This window comes from Comamonas sp. JC664 (assembly GCF_042647185.1).
On sequence record NZ_JBHRUZ010000007.1, the window covers coordinates 1 to 18,532 of the forward strand.

The following is an 18,532-nucleotide window of genomic DNA, read 5'->3' on the forward strand; positions in this document are numbered from 1 at the left end:
ATTCAACGTGACCTTCTTGGCACCACCCAGCGTGGCGCCGGTCACATCACGGGACCCAGGGAATTTTGCTCAAAGCCGCGCACCGAGCCCAGACCACCGGAGAAGTAGTTCTTGAACACGGGGAAGACCTTGCCGCCCATACCCTTGCCCCAGCCACCTCGCGTTCAGCGCAATGGTGTAGCGCTTGTTCAAAGGCAGGTACTGCTGAATCTGTAGTTACCCTTCAGATAGCGGGCATCACCAAACAGCGACCATTCTGAGTTTCAGCTTCTGGAAGCGGCCCGAATTGGCGCCAATGCGCTGTCCTCGGCTGTCGCGCGACCAACCAGCGTCAGCGGGAAGTTCAGGCTGGTGTCGCCGTAGCGGTGGCGTAGTCCAGGTAAGCCGCAGGCATGTTGGTGCCCAGCTTGATGCGGTGATTTTTCCAGACCACCGCCGACCATAGATGGTGTCGCGCTCGCTGAATGGAATGCCAAAGCGCACGCTGGCACCGGTGGTCACGATCTGGTAGTTTTGCCGCCCTGCTCGTCATACGGACGTCGGTGCGGTAGTACATGTCATAGGTACGCGAGATTACCGTCCGGCGTGAATTACGGGTCGGTGGTGCTCACCACCAAGGTACGGTGGTACTTGCTGGTGTTGACATCGATACCCAGGTAGTTGCCCGAGCCAAGACGTTTTTCCTGCTTGATACCAAAGGTCAGCGAGACCTTTTCAGCGCTGGAGTAACCGGCACCCAGCTGCAGCGAGCCGGTGGGGCTTTCCTGCACGGTGACGTTGACGTCAACCTGGTCGGGCCGCCGGGCACCTCTTGCGTGTCGATCGCGACATCTGTGAAGAAGCCCAGGCGGGTCCACTTGGTCGCGCGAGAGCTTGATCTTGTCCGAGTCATACCAGGACGCTTCGTACTGGCGCACTTCGCGGCGCACACCTCATCACGTGTGTCGGTTGTTGCCGGCCACGTTCACGCGGCGCACATAGGCACGGCGCGAGGGTTCGGCCTTGAGCAGAACCACTCGACGCGGTTGTTCTCGCGGTCGATCTCGGGCACCGCTTCCCCGCGGAGAACGCGTAGCCAAAGCTGCCGAAGTGGTCGGTAAAGCGCTTGGTGGTTTCGGTCACGCGGTCGGAGTTGTAGGGGCTCACCGGGCTTGATCGAGATCAGCGACTTGAACTCGTCATCGCGCTCCAGGTAATTGCCTCGAGCTTGACGCCCGAGACCACGGACTTGGGGCCTTCATGGATCTGCAGATTGATCGAGATGCCTCCTTGTCCGGCGAGATCGACACTTCGGTAGACTCGATGCGGAACCCAGGTATACACGCGAGAGGTAGTAGGACTTGAGCGTCTCCAGGTCGGCATTGAACTTGGAGCTGAGTAGCGGTCGCTCTTGGTGTACCAGCTGAGCCAGCCGCCGGTGTCCTGGTCGAACAGGTCGGTCAAGGTCGATTCCTTGAAGTCCTTGTTTCCGCGATGTGGATTTCCTTGATCTTGGCCGCATCCCCTTCGGTCACGGTGAAGGTCAGGTTCAACGCGGTTGCGTTCGATAGGCGTGACCGTGGTCACCACTTCGGCGGCATACAGGCTCTTGTTGATGTACTGCGCTTTGAGCTCTTGCTCGGCGCGGTCGGTCAGGGCCTTGTCGTAAAGGACGGCCTTCGGTCAGGCCCACATCCCGCATGGCCTTTTTCATCGCGTCCTTGTCGAACTCCTTGGAGCCCAGAAGTCGACGTTGGCGATCGTGGGCGGCTCTTCCACTACCACAACCAGCACATTGCCATTGGCTTCCAGGCGCACGTCCTTGAACAGGCCCAGCGCGAACAAGGAGCGAATGGCTGCCATCCCTTTTCGTCGTTGTAGTCATCGCCCACATGCAAAGGCATGGACGCAAATGGTGCCCGGCTCTACGCTCTGCAGCCTTCACACGAATGTCCTGGATAGTGAATTGGTCCAAAGCCCACGACAGCTTGGCAAGCAGCATCAACGCAGCGAGCAGCCGTGGTCTTGCGAAGAAGCGAAGAAGGGATGGAATATGTCATTTGTAGATAGCAACCAAGCCGCTCATTATGCAGCAGGGGCAAAAGACAACCCAAGAGCCGAGACAAATCGTTAAGAAGAACGCAATGCACATCATGAGCAGCAAAACGGCTATACCGCCTTTTTGCAAGCGCTCCATCATTGCAGGGTGGTGGCTTGCCGAGACAGCCTCCCAAGATAATACATCAGGTGACCGCCATCGAGCACCGGTAGCGGCAGCAGATTGAGCACGCCCAACTGACGCTTGATCAGGCCAAAAAGGCCATGTATTGGTGAGGCCGACTCGCAGAATTGCCCGCGTATTCGGCAATCGTCAGCGGACCGCTGATGTTCTGCAGCGAGGCCTGGCCGATGACCATCTTGGCCATCATCTTGACCGTCAGCGCAGACTTCCCAGGTCTTTTGCGCACCCCTGGCAAGGCCTTCCCAGGGGCCATAGCGCACAACCACCATCGCAGGCGGCGCGCCGATGAACGCGCCAGGCGCCCGATCTTGCTGCCCTTGTCCTCGCTTTGCGCGAGCTGCACCGGCACATGCAACTGCGCGCCGTTTGCGCGACACCAGCCAGTCTGCAGGGCAGGCACGCCCTGCTCGCCCGATGCGCGGATCATGCGGCGCAGCTCGCCGCCATCGCCCACGCGCTGGCCATCGATGGACAGCACCTTGTCGCCCTTGCGCAGCGCCGACTGGCTGCGCACTGCCCGCCTCAAAGTCGCCGAGCCACGGCATCAGTCCAGGGTGGGTCAAACCAATTTTGTCGACCAGCTTGGCATCGGCCTCAGCGGGCATCGATGCTCGACAGCGGCAAGCGGTAGCTGCGCACTGCCGCGCCGGCACCGGGGCGGGCGCTCAGCACCACATCCTTGCCACCCAGCGCGGCCTGCGCCACAAACCAGCGCAGGTCGTCGAGCGAGCGCACCGCTTCAGTTTCCGCATCGGGGAAACCCATGGACACAATTTCTTCACCGCCTTGCAGGCTTGCCTGCGCGAGCAAGCTGGCAGCCGGCGGCGTGCCGACAATGAGCGGCGGGCTCGCGCACGCCCACCCAGTTCACGCAGGCATAGAGCAGCACCGCCAGCAGCAGTTGGCCAGCGGCCTGGCGGTCGGCCACGATGGCCGCGCGCGCGCGCAGCGGCTGCACATTGAAGGCCAGATGGCGCACATGCGCGGCGACCGGCGCCTCGCGCTCATCGAGCTGCGCACATAGCCGCCAGCGGAATGGCCGATGACAAATCGGTGTCTGCGCCTTTTTCTTCCAGCGCAACAGGGGGCGCCGAACCCAGCGAGAAAACGCAGCACTTTCACGCCGCAAGCCACGGCCACGCGGTAGTGGGCCATATTCTGTGCACGGCGATCAAACGGCCAGCGCAACGACAAATGCAACAACGGTCAACATTGCTCAAGCCCTTGCTATGAAAAACGCGATTCTACTGAGCCGGACAATAGCCCTGTCAAACGCCAGCTCCGAAATAAGGCTTGGGCATAGGCCGCACCTCGGCATCGAGCGCCAGCAGCGCATCGAGATGCTGTCGGGCGCCTGCGGCTGCACGCCTTCGAGCGCCTGCGCATTGACCTGGTAGATCTGGTCAAAGCGCATGCGGCCGTCCAGAAAAGCGGCGACGGCCACTTCGTTGGCGGCATTGAGCACCGTGGTCGTGCCATGGGGCGCACGCAGCGCCTGCCAGGACAGGTGCAGGCCGGGAAAGCGTGTTTGTCATCGGCCTCTTCAAAGGTCAGCGCCGAGAGCTTGGCGAAATCCATGGCGCGGCGCCACTAGCCACGCGCTCGGCCAGGCCAGGCCACAGGCAATCGGCACGCGCATATCGGGCGTGCCCAGCTGGGCCAGCACCGATGCATCGCGCAACTGCACACATCGAATGCACGATCTGCTGCGGATGGATCACCACCTTGATCTGCTCGGTGCAGGTTGAACAGCCAGCGCGCCTCGATCACCTCCAGCGCCTTGTCATCATCGTGGCCGAGTCGATTGAGATCTTGCGGCCCATCGCAAAGTTGGGATGGTTGCCCGCCTGCTGCGGGCGTCACATCGCGCAAGCTCGCCGGCTCACGGGTGGAGAGAGGGCCCGCCCGAGGCCGTGAGGATGATGTGGTCCACGCGCTGGGGCCAGACCGCAGGTCTTCGGCAGGCAACTGGAAGAGGGCCGAATGCTCGCTGTCGATGGGCAGGCAAGGTCGCGCCGCCGTCAGCGACCGCATCCATGAAGAGCTGGCCACCAACGACAGCGCTTCCTTGTTGCCACATCAAGCGCTTGCCCGGCCTTGGCCGCTGCCATCGCCGGGCGCAGGCCGGCGGCGCCCACAATGGCCGCCATCACCGCATGTACATCACTGTGGGAAGCCACCATCTCCAGCGCCGCCTCGCCTTCGAGCACTTCGACCCGTCTGCCTGCCGCTTGCAGGCTTCGCGCAAAGCGGTGGCGGCGGAGGCGACTGGTCATCACCGCATAGCGCGGCTGGAACTGCAGGCACTGCCGAGCATCAGGTCCAACGCGCGCAATGCGCGCTCAGCGCGAAAATGCGGTAGAGGTCGGGGTGGCGCCACCACATCGAGCGTGTTGGTTCCATCGAGCCCTCGATCCGAGCACGGTAACTGTGCATGGTCATCGCGAGTTCACTTATCCAAAAATTGCAGCAGCATCAGCGCAAGCGGCACGGTCGGCAAGATGGCATCGATGCGGTCGAGCACGCCACCATGGCGGGCAGCAGATGGCTGCTGTCCTTCATGCCGGCGCTGCGCTTGACGAGGGATTCCACAGGTCACCGGCCACGCTCATGCCGCCAGAAACACGCAGGACAGCACCATCAGCCAGGGCGAAAAATCCCAAAGCCGCTGTAAGAAGCTAGCACCTGCACGCCAAAGTGGCGTCCGCCAGCTCCACACCAAGGCCCTCAGCAGCACGCCCAGCGCGCCGCCCCATACGCCTTCCCAGCTTTTGCCCGGCTGATGGCCGGCGCGAGCTTGTTCTTGGTAAAACGCAGACCGAACTGGCGCCTGCAAAATAAGCGCCAATGTCGGCCATCCACACCAGGCAAAGACCGACAGCAGAAAATTCACACCCATCCACTTGGCATGTGCAATGGCCAGCCGGCCACCCACAGCGCCAGCACACCCACGACCAGGCGCAGCGCACGCGGAATGTGCGCCCAGCCAGGCACGCCACCCTTGAGCAAGAAGGCGGCAGCAGCACCCAGGGCGGCACCAGCCACCAGCCACACAGCGGGCAGCGCCGCCTGCGTCCAGCCCATGGCCCAGGCAGCGCCGCACAGCAGCAACGCGACAGCCCCAGCCGTACGCGGCCATGCCATGCAGGCCATTGAGGCGCCCCCACTCCCAGGCCGCGGCGACCCGGCCAACAGCATCAACGCAGCAAAGGGAACCGTATTGGCCGCAGCGATGGCGGGCCCAGAATCAGCAGGAGAACAATGGCCGTGATGATGCGTTGGTTTGAGCAAATGGGATCTCCCTGAAAAAACAAAACAGACTGCCTACAGTAGCAGCATCAGCGGGCAGGTGCACTACGAGGGGACTGGACCAGTTGCTCGGACGTCTTGCCAAAGCTGCGCTCGCGCCGCTGAAATTCGGCCATCGCCTCGTCCCAGAGCCTGCTCGTCAAAATCAGCCACCACTTTATCACTGAAATACAGCTCCGAATAGGCCGATTGCCACAGCATAAAAATTGCTGATGCGCATCTCGCCACCGGTTCGACAGCAGATCGGGGTCGCGGCACAAGGGCCAGCGCCATGGCATCGTTGAGGGCCACATTCGGTGATGGCCTGGCCCGCAGCGGCCAGCTTGGCCGCCGCCTGGGCAATATCCCAGCGGCCGCCATAGTTGAAGCAGACATTGAGCACCATGCGGTCGTGTGGCCGTGGCCTGCTCGGCTTTCGCCAGGCCCGCCTGCACCTTGGCAACAAGGAAGCGCGGTCACCGACAAAGAACAAACGGATGCCATCACGGGCCAGCGATGGCACCTCCTTGGCAAGTGCGCCGGCCAGCATGTTCATCATGCCATCGACCTCATCGGTCTGCCGGTTCCAGTTCTCGGAAGAAAAGGCAAACACGGTGAGCACCTTGACGCGCGCTCGGCACAGCCTTGCGCGCGGCGCAGTGAGTCCACCCCTTTCTTGTGCCTGCCAGGCGTGGCAGAAAACGGCGTTTTCCCACCGGCCATTGCCATCCATCACGATGGCAATGTGGTGCGTTATTGCAGCAGCAGTCATGCGCGGAAAAACAGATCCATACCTGATCAGACCGCCATGATGTCTTTTTTCTTTTCGACCACCAGCTGGTCGATCAGCTGGATGTGCTTGTCGGTGATCTTCTGCACCTCGCTTCCGACGCATTTGGTCGTCTTCCGACGCTATCCCTTGTCCTGAACCAGCTTTCTTGACACCTTCGTTGCATCACGGCGCAGGTTGCGGATGGCGACTTGGCGTTCTCGCCTTCGCCTTGACCGCTTGGTCATTTCCTTGCGGCCGCTCTTCGCTCAATCGGGCGGCATCGGCACGCGGATCAGGTCGCCCATCGAATCAGGGTTCAGCCCAGGTCGCTTTCGCGGAAGGCCTATTTCGACCTTGGCCGCCATGGCCTTTCCCAAGGCGTCACGCTGATGGTGCGGCTGTCTATCAAGGCCACGTTAGCCACTTGCGACAGCGGCATCATCGAGCCGTAGTAGTCCAACCTGGATGGTGTCCAGCAGCGCGGGATTGGCGCGGCCGGTGCGGATCTTGGTCAGGTTTTGTTTTTGAAACGCGGCAATCGATTGGTCCATCTTGCCTTCGAGATTCTTCTTGATTCAGCGACTGTCATTGTCAACTCCTAACTACACATTCTGCACTTGCACACGCCACCGCCCATCAGGCGTAGACCAGCGTGCCCTCATCTTCCGCCATCACCACGCGCTTGAGCGCGCCACTCTTGACGATGGAGAATACACGGATGGGCAGTTTCTGATCACGGCACCAGGGCGAAGGCCGTCGCATCCATGATGCCCAGGTTGCGGCTCATCGCCTCATCAAAACTCATCTTGGTGTAGAGCGTGGCATTGGGATCCTTCATCGATCGGCCGTGTAGACACCGTCGACCTTGGTGGCCTTGAGCACCATTCTGCGCCAATTTCAGCAACGCGCAGCGCCGCTGCGGTATCGGTGGTGAAGAAGGGGTTGCCCGTGCCTGCGGCAAACACCACAACCTTGCCCTCTCAAGGTACTGCAGCGCCTTGGGGCGCACATAGGGCTCGACCACCTGCTCGGATGCCGATGGCCGACATCACGCGGGCTGACAGGCCCTGCTTGTCCATCGCATCGGCCAGCGCCAGTGCATTCTTCACCGTCGCGAGCATGCCCATTAATCGGCAGTGGCACGGTCCATGCCGACCGAACCGCCGCCACGCCGCGGAAGATATGCCGCCACCGATCACGACAGCGACCTGAACGCCCAGCCGAGTCACCTCGGCAATCTCCTCGACCATCCGCACAATGGTTTGCGCGGTTGATGCCAAAAGCATCATCCCCCATCAGAGCTTCACCGGAGAGTTTGAGAAGAATGCGCTTGTGGGCAGGGCTTGGGACATGGTGGAGAGCTCCAGGTGTGGGGAATGGGTGAAAAACGATAGGTGAAACAAAGGGCGTAGCCCTTTGTCAGGATAATTACTGGCCCTTGGCGGCCGCAACTGCGCGGCGACCTCGGCAGCGAAGTCATCCACCTTCATCTCAATGCCCTCACCCACCACGTAAGAGCGTGAAGCTCTTGATCGTGGTGTTGGCGGCCTTGAGCATTTGCTCGACGGTTTGCTTGCCGTCAGCGGCCTTCACGAAGACCTGGTTGAACAGCGAGACTTCCTGAGGTTACTTTCTGCAAGCGCCGTCCACCATCTTGGCGGCGATGTCAGCGGGCTTGCCACTCTTCCGCCTTGGCGGCAGCGACGGTGCGTTCCTTCTCGATCAGCTCGGCAGGCACGTCAGCGCAGGTCAGCGCCACGGCTTCATCGCAGCCACGTGCATGCACGAACTTGGCCGCTTGCGCGTCTGCCTTCGAACTCGACCACCACACCGATGCGGGTGCCGGCAGGTACAGCGCCAGGTTGCTGCCTTCGAAGCGCTTGAAGCGGCGGAACGACATGTTCTCGCCGATCTTGCCGACCAGGCCCTGCGCACGTCTTCCAGGTCGGGGCCAAAGCCGTCTTGCTCGTAAGCCAGTGCGCTCAGGGCCCCCACTATCGCAGGGTTCTTTTCGGAGACCAGCTTGGCCGCTGCAATGGCAGGGCGATGAAAGCTGTCGTTCTTGGAGACGAAGTCGGTTTCGCTGTTGACTTCGATGATCGCGCCGTTGTAGCCTTCAACCACAGCGGCGATCCGCCTTCAGCGGCAATACTCGATGCTGCCTTAGCGGCCTTGGTGCCCAGCCTTGACGCGCAGACAGCTCTTCGGCCTGGCCAGTCGCCATCAGCCTCGGTCAGAGCCTTCTTGCATTCCATCATGGCGCGTCGGTCTTTGCGCCAGTTCTGCCACCATGCTTGCGGTAATTGCCATTTTTTTCTCTCTCCGTATTCAGTTCAGTTGGGGTGATTGTGGAAACGTAGGTAAAAAAAACGGGGCTAATCTGGAGCCCCGCTTTTCATTCGCGGCCCAATGGGCAGCCCTGTGGATTAAGCAGCGGTGTTTTCCACTTCCCACAAACTCGTCGCCTCCCTTCGCCGGCAGCAGCCTTGACCACGTCGTTCCGGCGTTGGCACGGCCTTCCAGGATCGCGTCGGCGATACCGCGAGCATACAGCTCCACAGCCTTGCCGAGTCATCGTTACAGGGATCACGTAGTCGATACCTTCTGGGTTGTGGTTGGTGTCAACCACGCCGATCAGAGGAATGCCCAGCTTCTTGGCTTCAGCGATGGCAATCTTGTGGTAGCCCACATCGATCACGAAAATGGCATCTGGCAGTGCGTTCATGTCTTGAATGCCGCCGATGTCCTTTTCCAGCTTTTCCAGCTCACGAGCAAACATCAGTTGCTCTTTCTTGCTCATCGATTCCAGACCTGCTTCTTGCTGGGCCTTCATGTCCTTCAGACGCTTGATCGAGGTCTTGACGGTCTTGAAGTTGGTCAGCATGCCACCCAACCAGCGTTGGTCGACGTAAGGCACGCCAGCACGTTGTGCTTCGGTGGCCAGGATTTCGCGCGCTTGGCGCTTGGTGCCCACCATCAAGATGGTGCCACGGTTGGCCGACAGCTGCTTGATGAACTTTTGTGCGTCCTGAACAGAGGCAGGGTCTTTTCCAGGTTGATGATGTGAATCTTGTTGCGGCTACCGAAAATGTACTGGCCCATCTGGGGTTCCAGAAACGGGTTTGGTGGCCAAAGTGGACGCCGGCTTCCAGCATCTCGCGCATCGTAACGGACATATATCTTCTCCGAAGGTTAGGTCTAAAATTCTGCCCACTATCACGGCAGCCGTGCCTGTGCACCGCATGCCGCAACACTTAGGTAGGCAGGTTTGCGATTTCGTTTTGAACCGATGCGGCAAGCCACACTCGGCAAACCACTAGGATTCTAACATAGTCCGGCATGGGTCGCGAAGAAGTTGCACCAACCCCCACCTTGACGATTGCTTGCGTTTTTTGAACCACAGTGGCGCGCCTTACCACGGCAAGCGCAAAAAACTAGGCACAATCTGGCACTCGAACGCACGGCTTTTGCAAATGCTTGCACCGGCCGCGCCCCATCCTATGAACGGCCCCCTGTTTTTGTTGTTATGAAGATTGCGATCGTTGGAGCAGGCATTGCAGGTATAGCAACGGCCTTCGAGCTGATGGAGGCCGGCAACGAGGTCAGTATCTTCGAGCAGCACCGCGCAGCTGGCGAGGAGGCCAGCTTTGCCCCCTCAGGGCTGATGTGGCCTTGCGCGATCAATCCCTGGGGTGCCACCGCCTTCCAGCAAGCCTTGCAGCTGGGCATGTCGCGCCCGGCGTTTGCCGAGCTGCAGGTCCAGGGCAGCGTGCTCTCCTCTCCCCGCCGCTGGGCGCGCCGCCAGCAAGGCATTGCCAAAAAGCTGCGCGACCGCGAAACCCTGCCTGCGCTGCAGTCGCTGGAGCTGCTGGCCATGCAGCGCATGCAGCATGTGCAGGAAATGCTGGAGATCAACGGCCAGTTCAGCCAGGGCCTGCTGCTGCCGCTGCGCAAGGAGCCCAGCGCCGCTGCGCTGTATGAACTGACCCGGCGCCTGTCGGCCGCGCATATTGACTACCAGCGCTGCGACGAAGCCCAAACCCGCGCCATCGAGCCGGGCCTGGCCACCGAGATCCAGATCGCCGGCGCCCTGCACCTGCCGGAAGCTTGGTCGGGCAATGGGCGCTTGTTTTCGCAGGGGCTGCTGCAGGCGCTGCAAGCGCATGGCCTGCAGCTCCATACCCAGCAGCCCGTCAGCGGCATCCAGAGTGCAGGCCAGGGCGTGCGCGTGCAGCTGACCGCCGGCACGCAGGATTTCGATGCGGTGGTGCTCTGCGCCGGCGCCCACACCAACCAGCTGCTGCGCCCCACCATGTGCAGCTGCCCAGCGCGCCTATCTATAGCTATAGCGCGAGCATCCAGATCAGCGAAGAGTCGCTGCCCCGCGCCGCGCAATCATCGATCTGGAAAACAACATGATCCTGACGCGCCAGGGCTCGCGCCTGCGCATCAGCGGCGGCGCCGAGCTGGGCTACGCCGACAGCCCCGAGCGCAGCGATGACGCCCGCCACGCCCTGATCAGCGTGCTGCTCGAGTGGTTCCCCGGCTGCATCCAGCCGAGCCAATCGATCCTGCAGATGTGGCGCGGCGCGCGCCTGACGGTGCCCGATGGCCTGCCGGTTGTGGGCGCCTCCGGCATCCCGGGCGTCTGGCTCAACACCGCCCACGGCGGCTATGGCTGGGGGCTGTCGATGGGCTGCGCCCACCATGTGCGCCAGCTGGTCATGGGCCAGAGCACCAGCACCGCCCCCGAAGCGCTGGATCTTCACCGCCTGCGCTAACCAGCTGTACCAGCCACCCAGGCCAGGGCCTGCGCTACGATGGTGCCATGCCCGCTTCTGCCACTCTGCCCTATCCCGCCCTGCTCTCCAGCGACCAGGTTCGCGCGCGCGAGCAATCGCTGGCGCCACGCTGCCCCACTACCGCCTGATGGCCCGCGCTGGCGAAGCCACAGCCCGCCTGGCCCTGGCGATTGCGCCGCATGCCCGGCATATCTGGGTGGCCTGCGGCGCCGGCAACAACGGCGGCGATGGCCTCGAAGCCGCCATCCATCTGCGAGCCGCCGGCAAGACCGTGCATATCAGCCTGCAGCCCAGCGCCGGCAAGGCCCTGCCCGCCGATGCCGCCCATGCGCTGCAACGCGCCCAGGCCGCAGGCCTGGCGATCAGCGCGCAACCGCCCGCCCATTTCGACCTGGCCATCGATGCAGTCTGGGGCATTGGCCTGAGCGCCGGCCGCAGCGCCCCCACCGAAGGCCCCGCGCTGGCCTGGCTGCAGCAGCTGCTGGAAACCGATCGCGATGTGCTGTGCATCGACACGCCCTCGGGCCTGCTGGCCGATACCGGCGCCTGGCTGCCATGGCTAGAACCCCTGGTGCCACAAGCCCCCAGAGGCCGCCGCTTCACGCTCAGCATGCTGGCCCTCAAGCCCGGGCTTTTTACCCTGCAGGGGCGCGACTGGGCCGGCGAGGTCTGGCTGGCACCGCTGTCGGCCCACAACCCGGTCTGGCGCTGTGACCGGATTCCTGCCGCCGATATGGATACCTCCTCAGGCACCGGCCAGTTGGTCATCCGCGCCCAAAACCCTCTGCCCACCCACAACAGCCACAAAGCCTGTTTGGCGATGTCGGTGTCATCGGCGGCCAAAGCGCCAGCCACGATGGCCAGGGCATGGAAGGCGCCGCCATGCTGGCCGCCAGCGCGGCGCTGCATGCCGGGGCCGGCCGGGTCATGCTACATCTGCTGGGCAGCAGCTGCACATCGCCCAGGCCTGGCGGCATCGCGGCCGACATCATGCTCCGATCGCTGGAGGCCATGCGCGCACTGCGCGGCAGCCTGGTCTGTGGTTGCGGCGGTGGCAGCCTGGTCAGCGATGTGATTCCTCAGGCCTTGCCGCATGCAGGCAGCCTGGTGCTCGATGCCGATGCGCTCAACGCCATCGCCGCCCAAGCCGCTGTACAAACAGCGCTGCTGCAGCGGGCAGCCCAAGCCAGTGCGACTGGGCCCACGGTGCTCACCCCCCACCCACTGGAGCTGGCGCGCCTCTTGGGCAGCAGCACTGCGCAGATCCAGCGCGACCGCATAGGCGCCGCGCGCCAGGCGGCGCAGCAATGGCAGTGCCTGGTAGTGCTCAAGGGCAGCGGCTCGGTCATTGCCGCGCCAGATGGGCGCTATGCCATCAACCACAGCGGCAATGCCCGCCTGTCGATTGGCGGCACCGGCGATGTGCTGGCGGGCTGCATCGGCGCGCACCTGGCAGCGTTGCCGCCCGGCAGCAGCTGGGCGGAGGCCTGGCAGCCGCTGCTCCATGCCGTCTGGCTGCATGGCCATGCGGCCGATATCTGGCCGCCGGCACGCATGCTGACGGCATCGCGCCTGGCGCGCAGCCTGCAACGGCCAGGCTGACAACCAGACTCGGACTTAGCCGCGCCCCACAAACGGCATCTTGGTGGCCATCACCGTGTGGAACAGCACATTGCATTCCAGCGGCAGATTGGCCATATAGAGCACCGACTGGCCACAACATCCACATCCATCAGTGGCTCGGGCGCAATCTCGCCATGCGCCTGCATGACGCCCTGGGTCATGCGCATCGCCAGCTCGGTGCCGGCATTGCCCACATCGATCTGGCCGACAGCGATGTTCCACTTGCGGCCATCGAGCGCGGCGGTCTTGGTCAGGCCCATCACCGCATGCTTGGTGGCGGTATAGGCAATCGACATGGGCCGGGGCGCATGGGCCGAGATGGAGCCGTTGTTGATGATGCGCCCGCCCATCGGCGACTGCTGGCGCATCACGCGAAAAGCCTGCTGCAAGCAATAGAACATGCCGTTGAGGTTGACATTGACAACATCCTGCCAGGTCTCGACCGGCAGCTCATCGATCGGCACCGCAGGCGCGCCGCGCCCGGCGTTGTTGAACAGCATGTCCACGCGGCCAAACTGGGCCACGGCCGCATCGAACAAGGCCTTGACCGCCACCGGGTCGGCCACATCGGTGGGCACCACCAGGGCCTGGCCGGCGTCTGCCACATGGCTGGCCACTTCCTGCAAAGGCTGCGCGCGGCGGCCGGCCAGCACCACCGACCAGCCGTCCTTCATCAAGGCCAGCGCCGCTGCGCGGCCAATCCCGGTGCCCGCACCGGTCACCACTGCAATCTTGCGCGTCTTCTCGGTCATCCGTACTCCTTCGATAGTTCTCAGCTCTGTGAACGAAAAAAGCCAGGCCATCCCGGGGATGGCCTAGCTTCGATCATAGTGAATTCACAGCCGATCAGCGGCGTTTGCGCGGTGTCTTCTGTCCCGGTTGTTTGCTCGCGCCGGCGCCCCGGTCATTGCCACGCGGCTTGCCGGCAGCATGCGCAGCACCCTTGGCCTTGCGCTTGAGGCTGGCGCGCTGGGCGTCATAGGCCTCATCGCGCCCCTCGCGCTGGCGGCTGGACGGCGACGACGCCACCTTGGCCGCACGGCCGTTGGAGGCCGGTGCGCGGGCTGCATCCTCACCCTCGCGCACCAGGCGGAAGTCGATCTTGCGCGCATCCAGATCCACGCGGCTGACCTGGATCTGCAGGCGGGTGCCAATCGTGTAGCGGATGCCGGTGCGCTCGCCGCGCAGCTCCTGGCGCATCTCGTCAAAGCGGAAGTAATCACCCCCCAGCTCGGTGATGTGGATCAGGCCTTCGACATAGAGCTGGTCCAAGGTCACGAACAGGCCAAACGAGGTGACGGCCGAGACCATGCCGCTGTACTCCTCGCCCAGGTGCTCGCGCATGTACTTGCACTTGAGCCAGGCTTCGACATCGCGGCTGGCCTCATCGGCACGGCGCTCATTGGCACTGCAATGCAGGCCCGCCGCTTCCCAGGCCTGCACTTCGCGCGATACGCGTTGCACACGCTCGGCCTGCAGCTTTTGCTTGGGGGCAGCCACCCGGCTGGCCAGCCGCTTGGCCAGCTTGGCCTCGGCCTCTCCAGGCGTGGGCAGCAGCGGCAGCTGGTAGCGCTTGCCCAGCAGGGCGGCCTTGATAACGCGGTGCACCAGCAAATCAGGGTAACGGCGGATCGGCTGGTGAAGTGGGTATACGCCTCGTAGCCCAGGCCAAAGTGGCCGCTGTTGATCGGCGTGTAGATCGCCTGCTGCATCGAGCGCAGCAGCATGGTGTGGATCTGCTGGGCATCGGGCCGGTCCTTGGTGGCCTGGGCAATGGCCTGGAACTCAGCCGGACTCGGGTCGTCGCTGATCGACAAGCCCACCCCCATGGCCTTGAGGTAGCCGCGCAGGATGTCCTGCTTCTCGGGCGTCGGGCCTTCGTGCACCCGGAAGAGCCCGGGCTGGCCGCTTTGCTGGATGAAATCTGCCGCGCAGACATTGGCTGCCAGCATCGCCTCTTCAATCAGGCGGTGGGCCTCGGTGCGGGTGCGGGGCACGATTTTCTCGATGCGGCCGTTCTCGTCACAGATGATCTGCGTCTCGGTGGTCTCGAAATCCACCGCGCCGCGACGGCCACGCGCCGACAGCAAAGCCTTGTACACATCGTGCAGGTTGAGCAGGTCAGCCACACGCTCCTTGCGCTTGATCGCTTCCTGGCCCCGGGTGTTGGCCAGAATGGCGCCACCTCGGTATAGGTAAAGCGCGCATGGCTGTGCATCACCGCAGGGTAGAACTGGTAGGCCTGCAGCTCACCATCGGCGGTGACCAGCATATCGGCCACCATGCACAGGCGGTCCACGTTGGGATTGAGCGAACACAGGCCGTTGGAGAGCTTCTCCGGCAACATGGGGATCACGCGGCGCGGAAAGTAGACGCTGGTGGCACGGTCGTAGGCATCAACGTCGATGGCATTGCCGTTCTGCACATAGTGGCTCACATCGGCAATCGCCACCAGCAGGCGCCAGCCCTTGGTGCGGCCAATCTTGGCGGGCTCGCAGTACACCGCATCGTCAAAATCACGCGCATCTTCACCATCGATGGTGACCAGCGGGATATCGGTGAGGTCGATGCGGGCCTTGCGGTCGGCCAGGCGCACCTTGTCCGGCAGCTTCTTGGCCAGCGCCAGGCACTCGTCCGAGAACTCATGGGGCACGCCATATTTGCGCACCGCAATCTCGATTTCCATGCCGGGGTCGTCGATCTCGCCCAGCACCTCGACAACGCGGCCCACCGGCTGGCCAAACAAGGCTGGGGGCTCGGTCAACTCCACCACGACAACCTGGCCGGTCTTGGCCGCGCCAATCGCCCCATTGGGGATCAGCACATCCTGGCCATAGCGCTTGTCCTCGGGCGCTACCAGCCAGACGCCGCTTTCCTGCAGCAGCCGGCCAATGATGGGCTGCGCGGAGCGCTCGATGATTTCAACAATGCGGCCCTCGGGCGGCCGCGGCGGTCGGTGCGCACGATGCGGGCGCGGACCCGATCACGGTGCAGTACGGCGCGCATTTCATTGGCCGGAATGTAGATGTCGCTTTCGTTGTCATCCCGGATCACAAAGCCGTGGCCTTCACGGTGGCCTTGGACTACACCTTCAATTTCTTCTGACAAATTATCTGCTCCTGTTTTGGAAGCCGTTTTTTTGATATACAATCTGATTCTTTCCTGAAATGCCCAGGTGGCGGAATTGGTAGACGCACTAGTTTCAGGTACTAGCGGGTAACTCCGTGGAGGTTCGAGTCCTCTCCTGGGCACCAAGTTTAACGACAAGTACAACTTGTTTGTGAAAACGGTGAAAAATCAGTCTTAACGGGCTGGTTCAACAGTGGTTTTTTAGGAAAGTCGATAAGGGGCACTGCCTGCATCATCAGCCCAGGTGGCGGAATTGGTAGACGCACTAGTTTCAGGTACTAGCGAGTAACATCGTGGAGGTTCGAGTCCTCTCCTGGGCACCAGACATAAGCCGTTGCACTTTCGTGCAGCGGCTTTTTCTTTGTCTGCGATGGCATCGACGGCGCAAACCGCATCTTTGCGCTCCCGATATAGCCTGCGCTCGGCAGGCACCACACCATCAGCTGCAGAGGTGGCAGACCCCCCCCTCGCCACACTCCTCTGTACAGTGATGCCGTATTCTCTTGGGCGCCATGCCAGCTTGCATCACTTGCCAAACCTGGCGGCACCAGCCACTGCAACCGCTCGCAGCACCTTGGAACTGGGGCAGCCGCTGAGCGAAATGGCACCCCACCCGGCGCTCTGAAAAATTTTCCGAATTTGCCCGAAGCGGTCAAAAATCACCCCTATAATTGCGGCTTCCTGAAAGCCCAGGTGGCGGAATTGGTAGACGCACTAGTTTCAGGTACTAGCGGGTAACTCCGTGAGGTTCGAGTCCTCTCCTGGGCACCAAACAGCAAAAGCTGCTGCACACACGATGTGCAGCAGCTTTTTTGCTTTGGGCCGGCATGCTTTGCGGCAGCGCACAGCCACCCGCAGTCTCACGCTATCTTTTTGAGAAAATTTTGCAGTTTTTCTAAAACCGCCACCAACACCCTCCTATAATTGCTCCATCCTGAAAGCCAGGTGGCGGAATTGGTAGACGCACTAGTTTCAGGTACTAGCGAGTAACATCGTGGAGGTTCGAGTCCTCTCCTGGGCACCAAACATCAAGCCATTGCACCATGTGCAATGGCTTTTTTGTTGTCTGCTTGCACGCAAGCTGCCAGCCCGCAGCCACCACAGGACCCGCCCTTCACTCCCCTCTCCACCAGGTAAGCCCAGCACCAGGCCCATAAAAAACGCCTGGCGTTCAAGCACAGGCGTTGTGAGGGCGGCGCTGTAGAAGGCTTACTTCTTCAGCAAAGCCTTCAAGGCATTTTGCAGGCGGCGGGCCGAGGCCTCGTCGCTGCTGGTGGCCAGTACCTTGGCAACATCCTGCTGCCAGGTCTCTTGCGGCGAAGGATCATTGCGGCGCGTCAGCAGCTGCAATTGCAGTGCACGGCGGGCATTGATGTGCTCGGCAGGGGTGGGCACTTCCGCTGCCATCTCCAGGCGCAGCATGGCTTCGCGGCCATCACCGGCAGCAGGCGCGGCAATGGCCTGGCTCCAGCTGTTGCGCGAGCCGCTGGCAAGGCGTCCCAGATCCTGGGCCTGGGGCAGCAGCGCGGCATCGCGCTTGCTCCATGCATCCATCATCTGCGTCAGTGCCTGCCATGGGCCTGGGTGGCGAGCTTGCGCAGCGCAGCCTGGGCATGCTCCACCGCATCGCGTTGGGCGCGGAAGGCGGCATCGCCCAGACGGGGGCCCCGGTCTTCGCGCGGCGCGCGGTCCATGCGCTCACCCCGGCCAAAGCGGTCATCTCCACCACGACGTTCCTGGCCACGGTCGCTGCGCGGGCCACGGCTGTCGCGGCCATCGCGGCTGTCACGGCGATCGCCACCAGGCTTGCCGGGGCGGCCAGCGGCTGCGGGCGCATCACGGCGCATGCCAGGGCGGTCATCGCCGCTGCGCTGGGCAATCACGGGCTTGGGGCCACAGGTGTTGGCGCTGGTGCCGGAGCAGCAGCGGCCTCTGCGTCGGCACCCTCCTGGGCTGCAGGTTCTGCTGGCTGCTCCGCATCCACTGGTGCTGCCGCATCTACAGCAGCCGCATTTGCTGCAACCGCTTCTGGCGCCGCTGCCTTGGTGCAGCGGCAACAGGCTCGGCCGCCACTGGGGCTTGCTGGGCCTGCAGCGCTTGCTGCAAACCATCGAGCGCGGCCTGGATCTGGGCAGCATCGCCACTGTGGTTGGCCGCTTCGAGCACCTTGGAGGCGTCGAGCACGGCCTGGTCGCGGGCGCTCAGCTGGTGCTGCACACGTTCGCGCTGCTGGGTCTTGCGGGCAAAGGCTTCATCGAGTGGCTTGCGGAACGCATCCCAGAGCTTTTGCTCATGGCGGCGGTCCATCGGCACGGACTGGGCTTCGGTCTGCCACTGGCGCTGCAGCTCACGCACGGCGTCAATGTTCAGGTTGGGCGCAGCGGCCAGCTCCACGGCCTGGGCCACCATGGCTTTCGCGGCGCGCAATGCTCTGCTTCTGGGCTGCATGCAAAGGCGCAGAGGCCTCGTGCAGCGCGGTCTTCCAGGCCTCTTGCAGCTCGGCATAGGCCTTTTCGCCCACATGGCCACTGGCGCGCCAGCGGTCACCAAACTGGAACAGGTCGCGCTGAATGCGCTTCCAATCGGTCGATGGCTTGTGCGCCTCGACCCAGCCCTTGAGCTCGGCAATCAGGGCCTCGCGCTCGGCGCGGTGCTTGGCGCCCTCTTCGCGCACTTGGACAGCCAGACCTCGACATG

General features: G+C 62.8%; 13 protein-coding genes, 4 tRNA genes and 9 pseudogenes. 8 read left to right on the plus strand and 18 right to left on the minus strand.

Annotation, left to right across the window (positions count from 1 at the left end; all coding sequences use genetic code 11):
- From bamA to rpsB, 12 genes and pseudogenes are all read right to left on the minus strand, one after another.
- A pseudogene (gene bamA, locus ACFODQ_RS01095) lies at window positions 1-1,981 on the minus strand (outer membrane protein assembly factor BamA); the annotation flags it as partial.
- A gap of 194 nt (window positions 1,982-2,175) precedes the next feature.
- Entirely contained in the window at window positions 2,176-2,268 is a 93-nt protein-coding gene (locus ACFODQ_RS01100; RefSeq protein WP_377014538.1) for a hypothetical protein, read from the minus strand.
- A gap of 17 nt (window positions 2,269-2,285) precedes the next feature.
- Entirely contained in the window at window positions 2,286-2,735 is a 450-nt protein-coding gene (locus tag ACFODQ_RS01105) for a hypothetical protein (protein ID WP_377014540.1), read from the minus strand.
- 80 nt (window positions 2,736-2,815) lie between these two features.
- A complete protein-coding gene (locus ACFODQ_RS01110) occupies window positions 2,816-2,986 on the minus strand; it encodes a hypothetical protein (protein WP_377014542.1) in 171 nt (56 codons plus the stop codon).
- Window positions 2,987-2,999: 13 nt separating this feature from the next.
- Complete coding sequence (locus ACFODQ_RS01115) at window positions 3,000-3,302, minus strand: hypothetical protein (RefSeq protein ID WP_377014544.1); 303 nt, start codon at window positions 3,300-3,302, stop codon at window positions 3,000-3,002.
- A 187-nt stretch (window positions 3,303-3,489) separates the two neighbouring features.
- Window positions 3,490-4,644, minus strand: a pseudogene (gene dxr / locus ACFODQ_RS01120) (1-deoxy-D-xylulose-5-phosphate reductoisomerase).
- Window positions 4,645-4,670: 26 nt separating this feature from the next.
- Window positions 4,671-5,514: pseudogene (locus tag ACFODQ_RS01125) on the minus strand (phosphatidate cytidylyltransferase).
- A gap of 176 nt (window positions 5,515-5,690) precedes the next feature.
- Window positions 5,691-6,281, minus strand: coding sequence for a polyprenyl diphosphate synthase (uppS, locus tag ACFODQ_RS01130; RefSeq protein ID WP_377014546.1), 591 nt, complete (start codon window positions 6,279-6,281; stop codon window positions 5,691-5,693).
- Between the two features lie 26 nt (window positions 6,282-6,307).
- Window positions 6,308-6,832, minus strand: a pseudogene (gene frr, locus ACFODQ_RS01135) (ribosome recycling factor).
- Window positions 6,833-6,917: 85 nt separating this feature from the next.
- Window positions 6,918-7,577, minus strand: a pseudogene (gene pyrH / locus ACFODQ_RS01140) (UMP kinase).
- Between the two features lie 453 nt (window positions 7,578-8,030).
- Window positions 8,031-8,405 (minus strand): hypothetical protein, encoded by a 375-nt coding sequence (locus tag ACFODQ_RS01145; RefSeq protein ID WP_377014548.1) that lies wholly within the window; start codon window positions 8,403-8,405, stop codon window positions 8,031-8,033.
- Window positions 8,406-8,707: 302 nt separating this feature from the next.
- Window positions 8,708-9,457, minus strand: a pseudogene (gene rpsB, locus ACFODQ_RS01150) (30S ribosomal protein S2).
- Window positions 9,458-9,807: 350 nt separating this feature from the next.
- Here rpsB and ACFODQ_RS01155 point away from each other — a divergent pair.
- The 4 genes and pseudogenes from ACFODQ_RS01155 to ACFODQ_RS01170 all read left to right on the plus strand — a co-directional run bounded on the left by ACFODQ_RS01155 (window position 9,808) and on the right by ACFODQ_RS01170 (window position 12,685).
- Window positions 9,808-10,782, plus strand: coding sequence for an NAD(P)/FAD-dependent oxidoreductase (locus ACFODQ_RS01155; protein WP_377014550.1), 975 nt, complete (start codon window positions 9,808-9,810; stop codon window positions 10,780-10,782).
- Window positions 10,697-11,062, plus strand: coding sequence for an NAD(P)/FAD-dependent oxidoreductase (locus ACFODQ_RS01160; protein WP_377014552.1), 366 nt, complete (start codon window positions 10,697-10,699; stop codon window positions 11,060-11,062). The genes ACFODQ_RS01155 and ACFODQ_RS01160 overlap by 86 nt, the downstream gene beginning before the upstream one ends.
- Before the next feature lie 148 nt (window positions 11,063-11,210).
- Window positions 11,211-11,654: pseudogene (locus tag ACFODQ_RS01165) on the plus strand (NAD(P)H-hydrate epimerase); the annotation flags it as partial.
- A 296-nt stretch (window positions 11,655-11,950) separates the two neighbouring features.
- On the plus strand, window positions 11,951-12,685 hold the full coding sequence (locus tag ACFODQ_RS01170; protein WP_377014554.1) for an NAD(P)H-hydrate dehydratase: 735 nt from the start codon (window positions 11,951-11,953) through the stop codon (window positions 12,683-12,685).
- Window positions 12,686-12,700: 15 nt separating this feature from the next.
- Here ACFODQ_RS01170 and ACFODQ_RS01175 read toward each other — a convergent pair.
- Both ACFODQ_RS01175 and rnr read right to left on the minus strand, forming a co-directional pair.
- A pseudogene (locus tag ACFODQ_RS01175) lies at window positions 12,701-13,458 on the minus strand (SDR family oxidoreductase).
- 94 nt (window positions 13,459-13,552) lie between these two features.
- Window positions 13,553-15,856, minus strand: a pseudogene (gene rnr / locus ACFODQ_RS01180) (ribonuclease R).
- Between the two features lie 19 nt (window positions 15,857-15,875).
- Between rnr and ACFODQ_RS01185 the strand changes: the two are divergent.
- From ACFODQ_RS01185 to ACFODQ_RS01200, 4 genes are all read left to right on the plus strand, one after another.
- Window positions 15,876-15,960: transfer RNA gene (locus ACFODQ_RS01185), tRNA-Leu, on the plus strand.
- Window positions 15,961-16,073: 113 nt separating this feature from the next.
- A tRNA-Leu gene (locus ACFODQ_RS01190) sits at window positions 16,074-16,158 on the plus strand.
- Between the two features lie 364 nt (window positions 16,159-16,522).
- Window positions 16,523-16,606, plus strand: a tRNA-Leu gene (locus ACFODQ_RS01195).
- A gap of 169 nt (window positions 16,607-16,775) precedes the next feature.
- Window positions 16,776-16,859, plus strand: a tRNA-Leu gene (locus tag ACFODQ_RS01200).
- Between the two features lie 185 nt (window positions 16,860-17,044).
- Here the strand turns inward: ACFODQ_RS01200 and ACFODQ_RS01205 are convergent.
- From ACFODQ_RS01205 to ACFODQ_RS01220, 4 genes are all read right to left on the minus strand, one after another.
- Window positions 17,045-17,392 carry a hypothetical protein gene (locus ACFODQ_RS01205; protein ID WP_377014556.1) on the minus strand — a complete coding sequence of 116 codons (348 nt, stop codon included), beginning with the start codon at window positions 17,390-17,392 and terminating at the stop codon, window positions 17,045-17,047.
- 5 nt (window positions 17,393-17,397) lie between these two features.
- Window positions 17,398-17,718 (minus strand): hypothetical protein, encoded by a 321-nt coding sequence (locus tag ACFODQ_RS01210; RefSeq protein WP_377014558.1) that lies wholly within the window; start codon window positions 17,716-17,718, stop codon window positions 17,398-17,400.
- 115 nt (window positions 17,719-17,833) lie between these two features.
- Entirely contained in the window at window positions 17,834-18,262 is a 429-nt protein-coding gene (locus ACFODQ_RS01215) for a hypothetical protein (RefSeq protein WP_377014560.1), read from the minus strand.
- Window positions 18,195-18,509 carry a DUF349 domain-containing protein gene (locus tag ACFODQ_RS01220; RefSeq protein WP_377014562.1) on the minus strand — a complete coding sequence of 105 codons (315 nt, stop codon included), beginning with the start codon at window positions 18,507-18,509 and terminating at the stop codon, window positions 18,195-18,197. The genes ACFODQ_RS01215 and ACFODQ_RS01220 overlap by 68 nt, the downstream gene beginning before the upstream one ends.
- Window positions 18,510-18,532 lie beyond the last annotated feature (23 nt).

Coding starts and splice junctions, on each gene's coding strand:
- ACFODQ_RS01170 (WP_377014554.1), top strand. CDS start 11,951: ATGGAAGGCGCCGCCATGCTGGCCGCCAGCGCGGCGCTGCATGCCGGG.
- ACFODQ_RS01110 (WP_377014542.1), bottom strand. CDS start 2,986: ATGGGTTTCCCCGATGCGGAAACTGAAGCGGTGCGCTCGCTCGACGAC.
- ACFODQ_RS01205 (WP_377014556.1), bottom strand. CDS start 17,392: ATGATGGATGCATGGAGCAAGCGCGATGCCGCGCTGCTGCCCCAGGCC.
- uppS (WP_377014546.1), bottom strand. CDS start 6,281: ATGACTGCTGCTGCAATAACGCACCACATTGCCATCGTGATGGATGGC.
- ACFODQ_RS01160 (WP_377014552.1), top strand. CDS start 10,697: ATGATCCTGACGCGCCAGGGCTCGCGCCTGCGCATCAGCGGCGGCGCC.
- ACFODQ_RS01155 (WP_377014550.1), top strand. CDS start 9,808: ATGAAGATTGCGATCGTTGGAGCAGGCATTGCAGGTATAGCAACGGCC.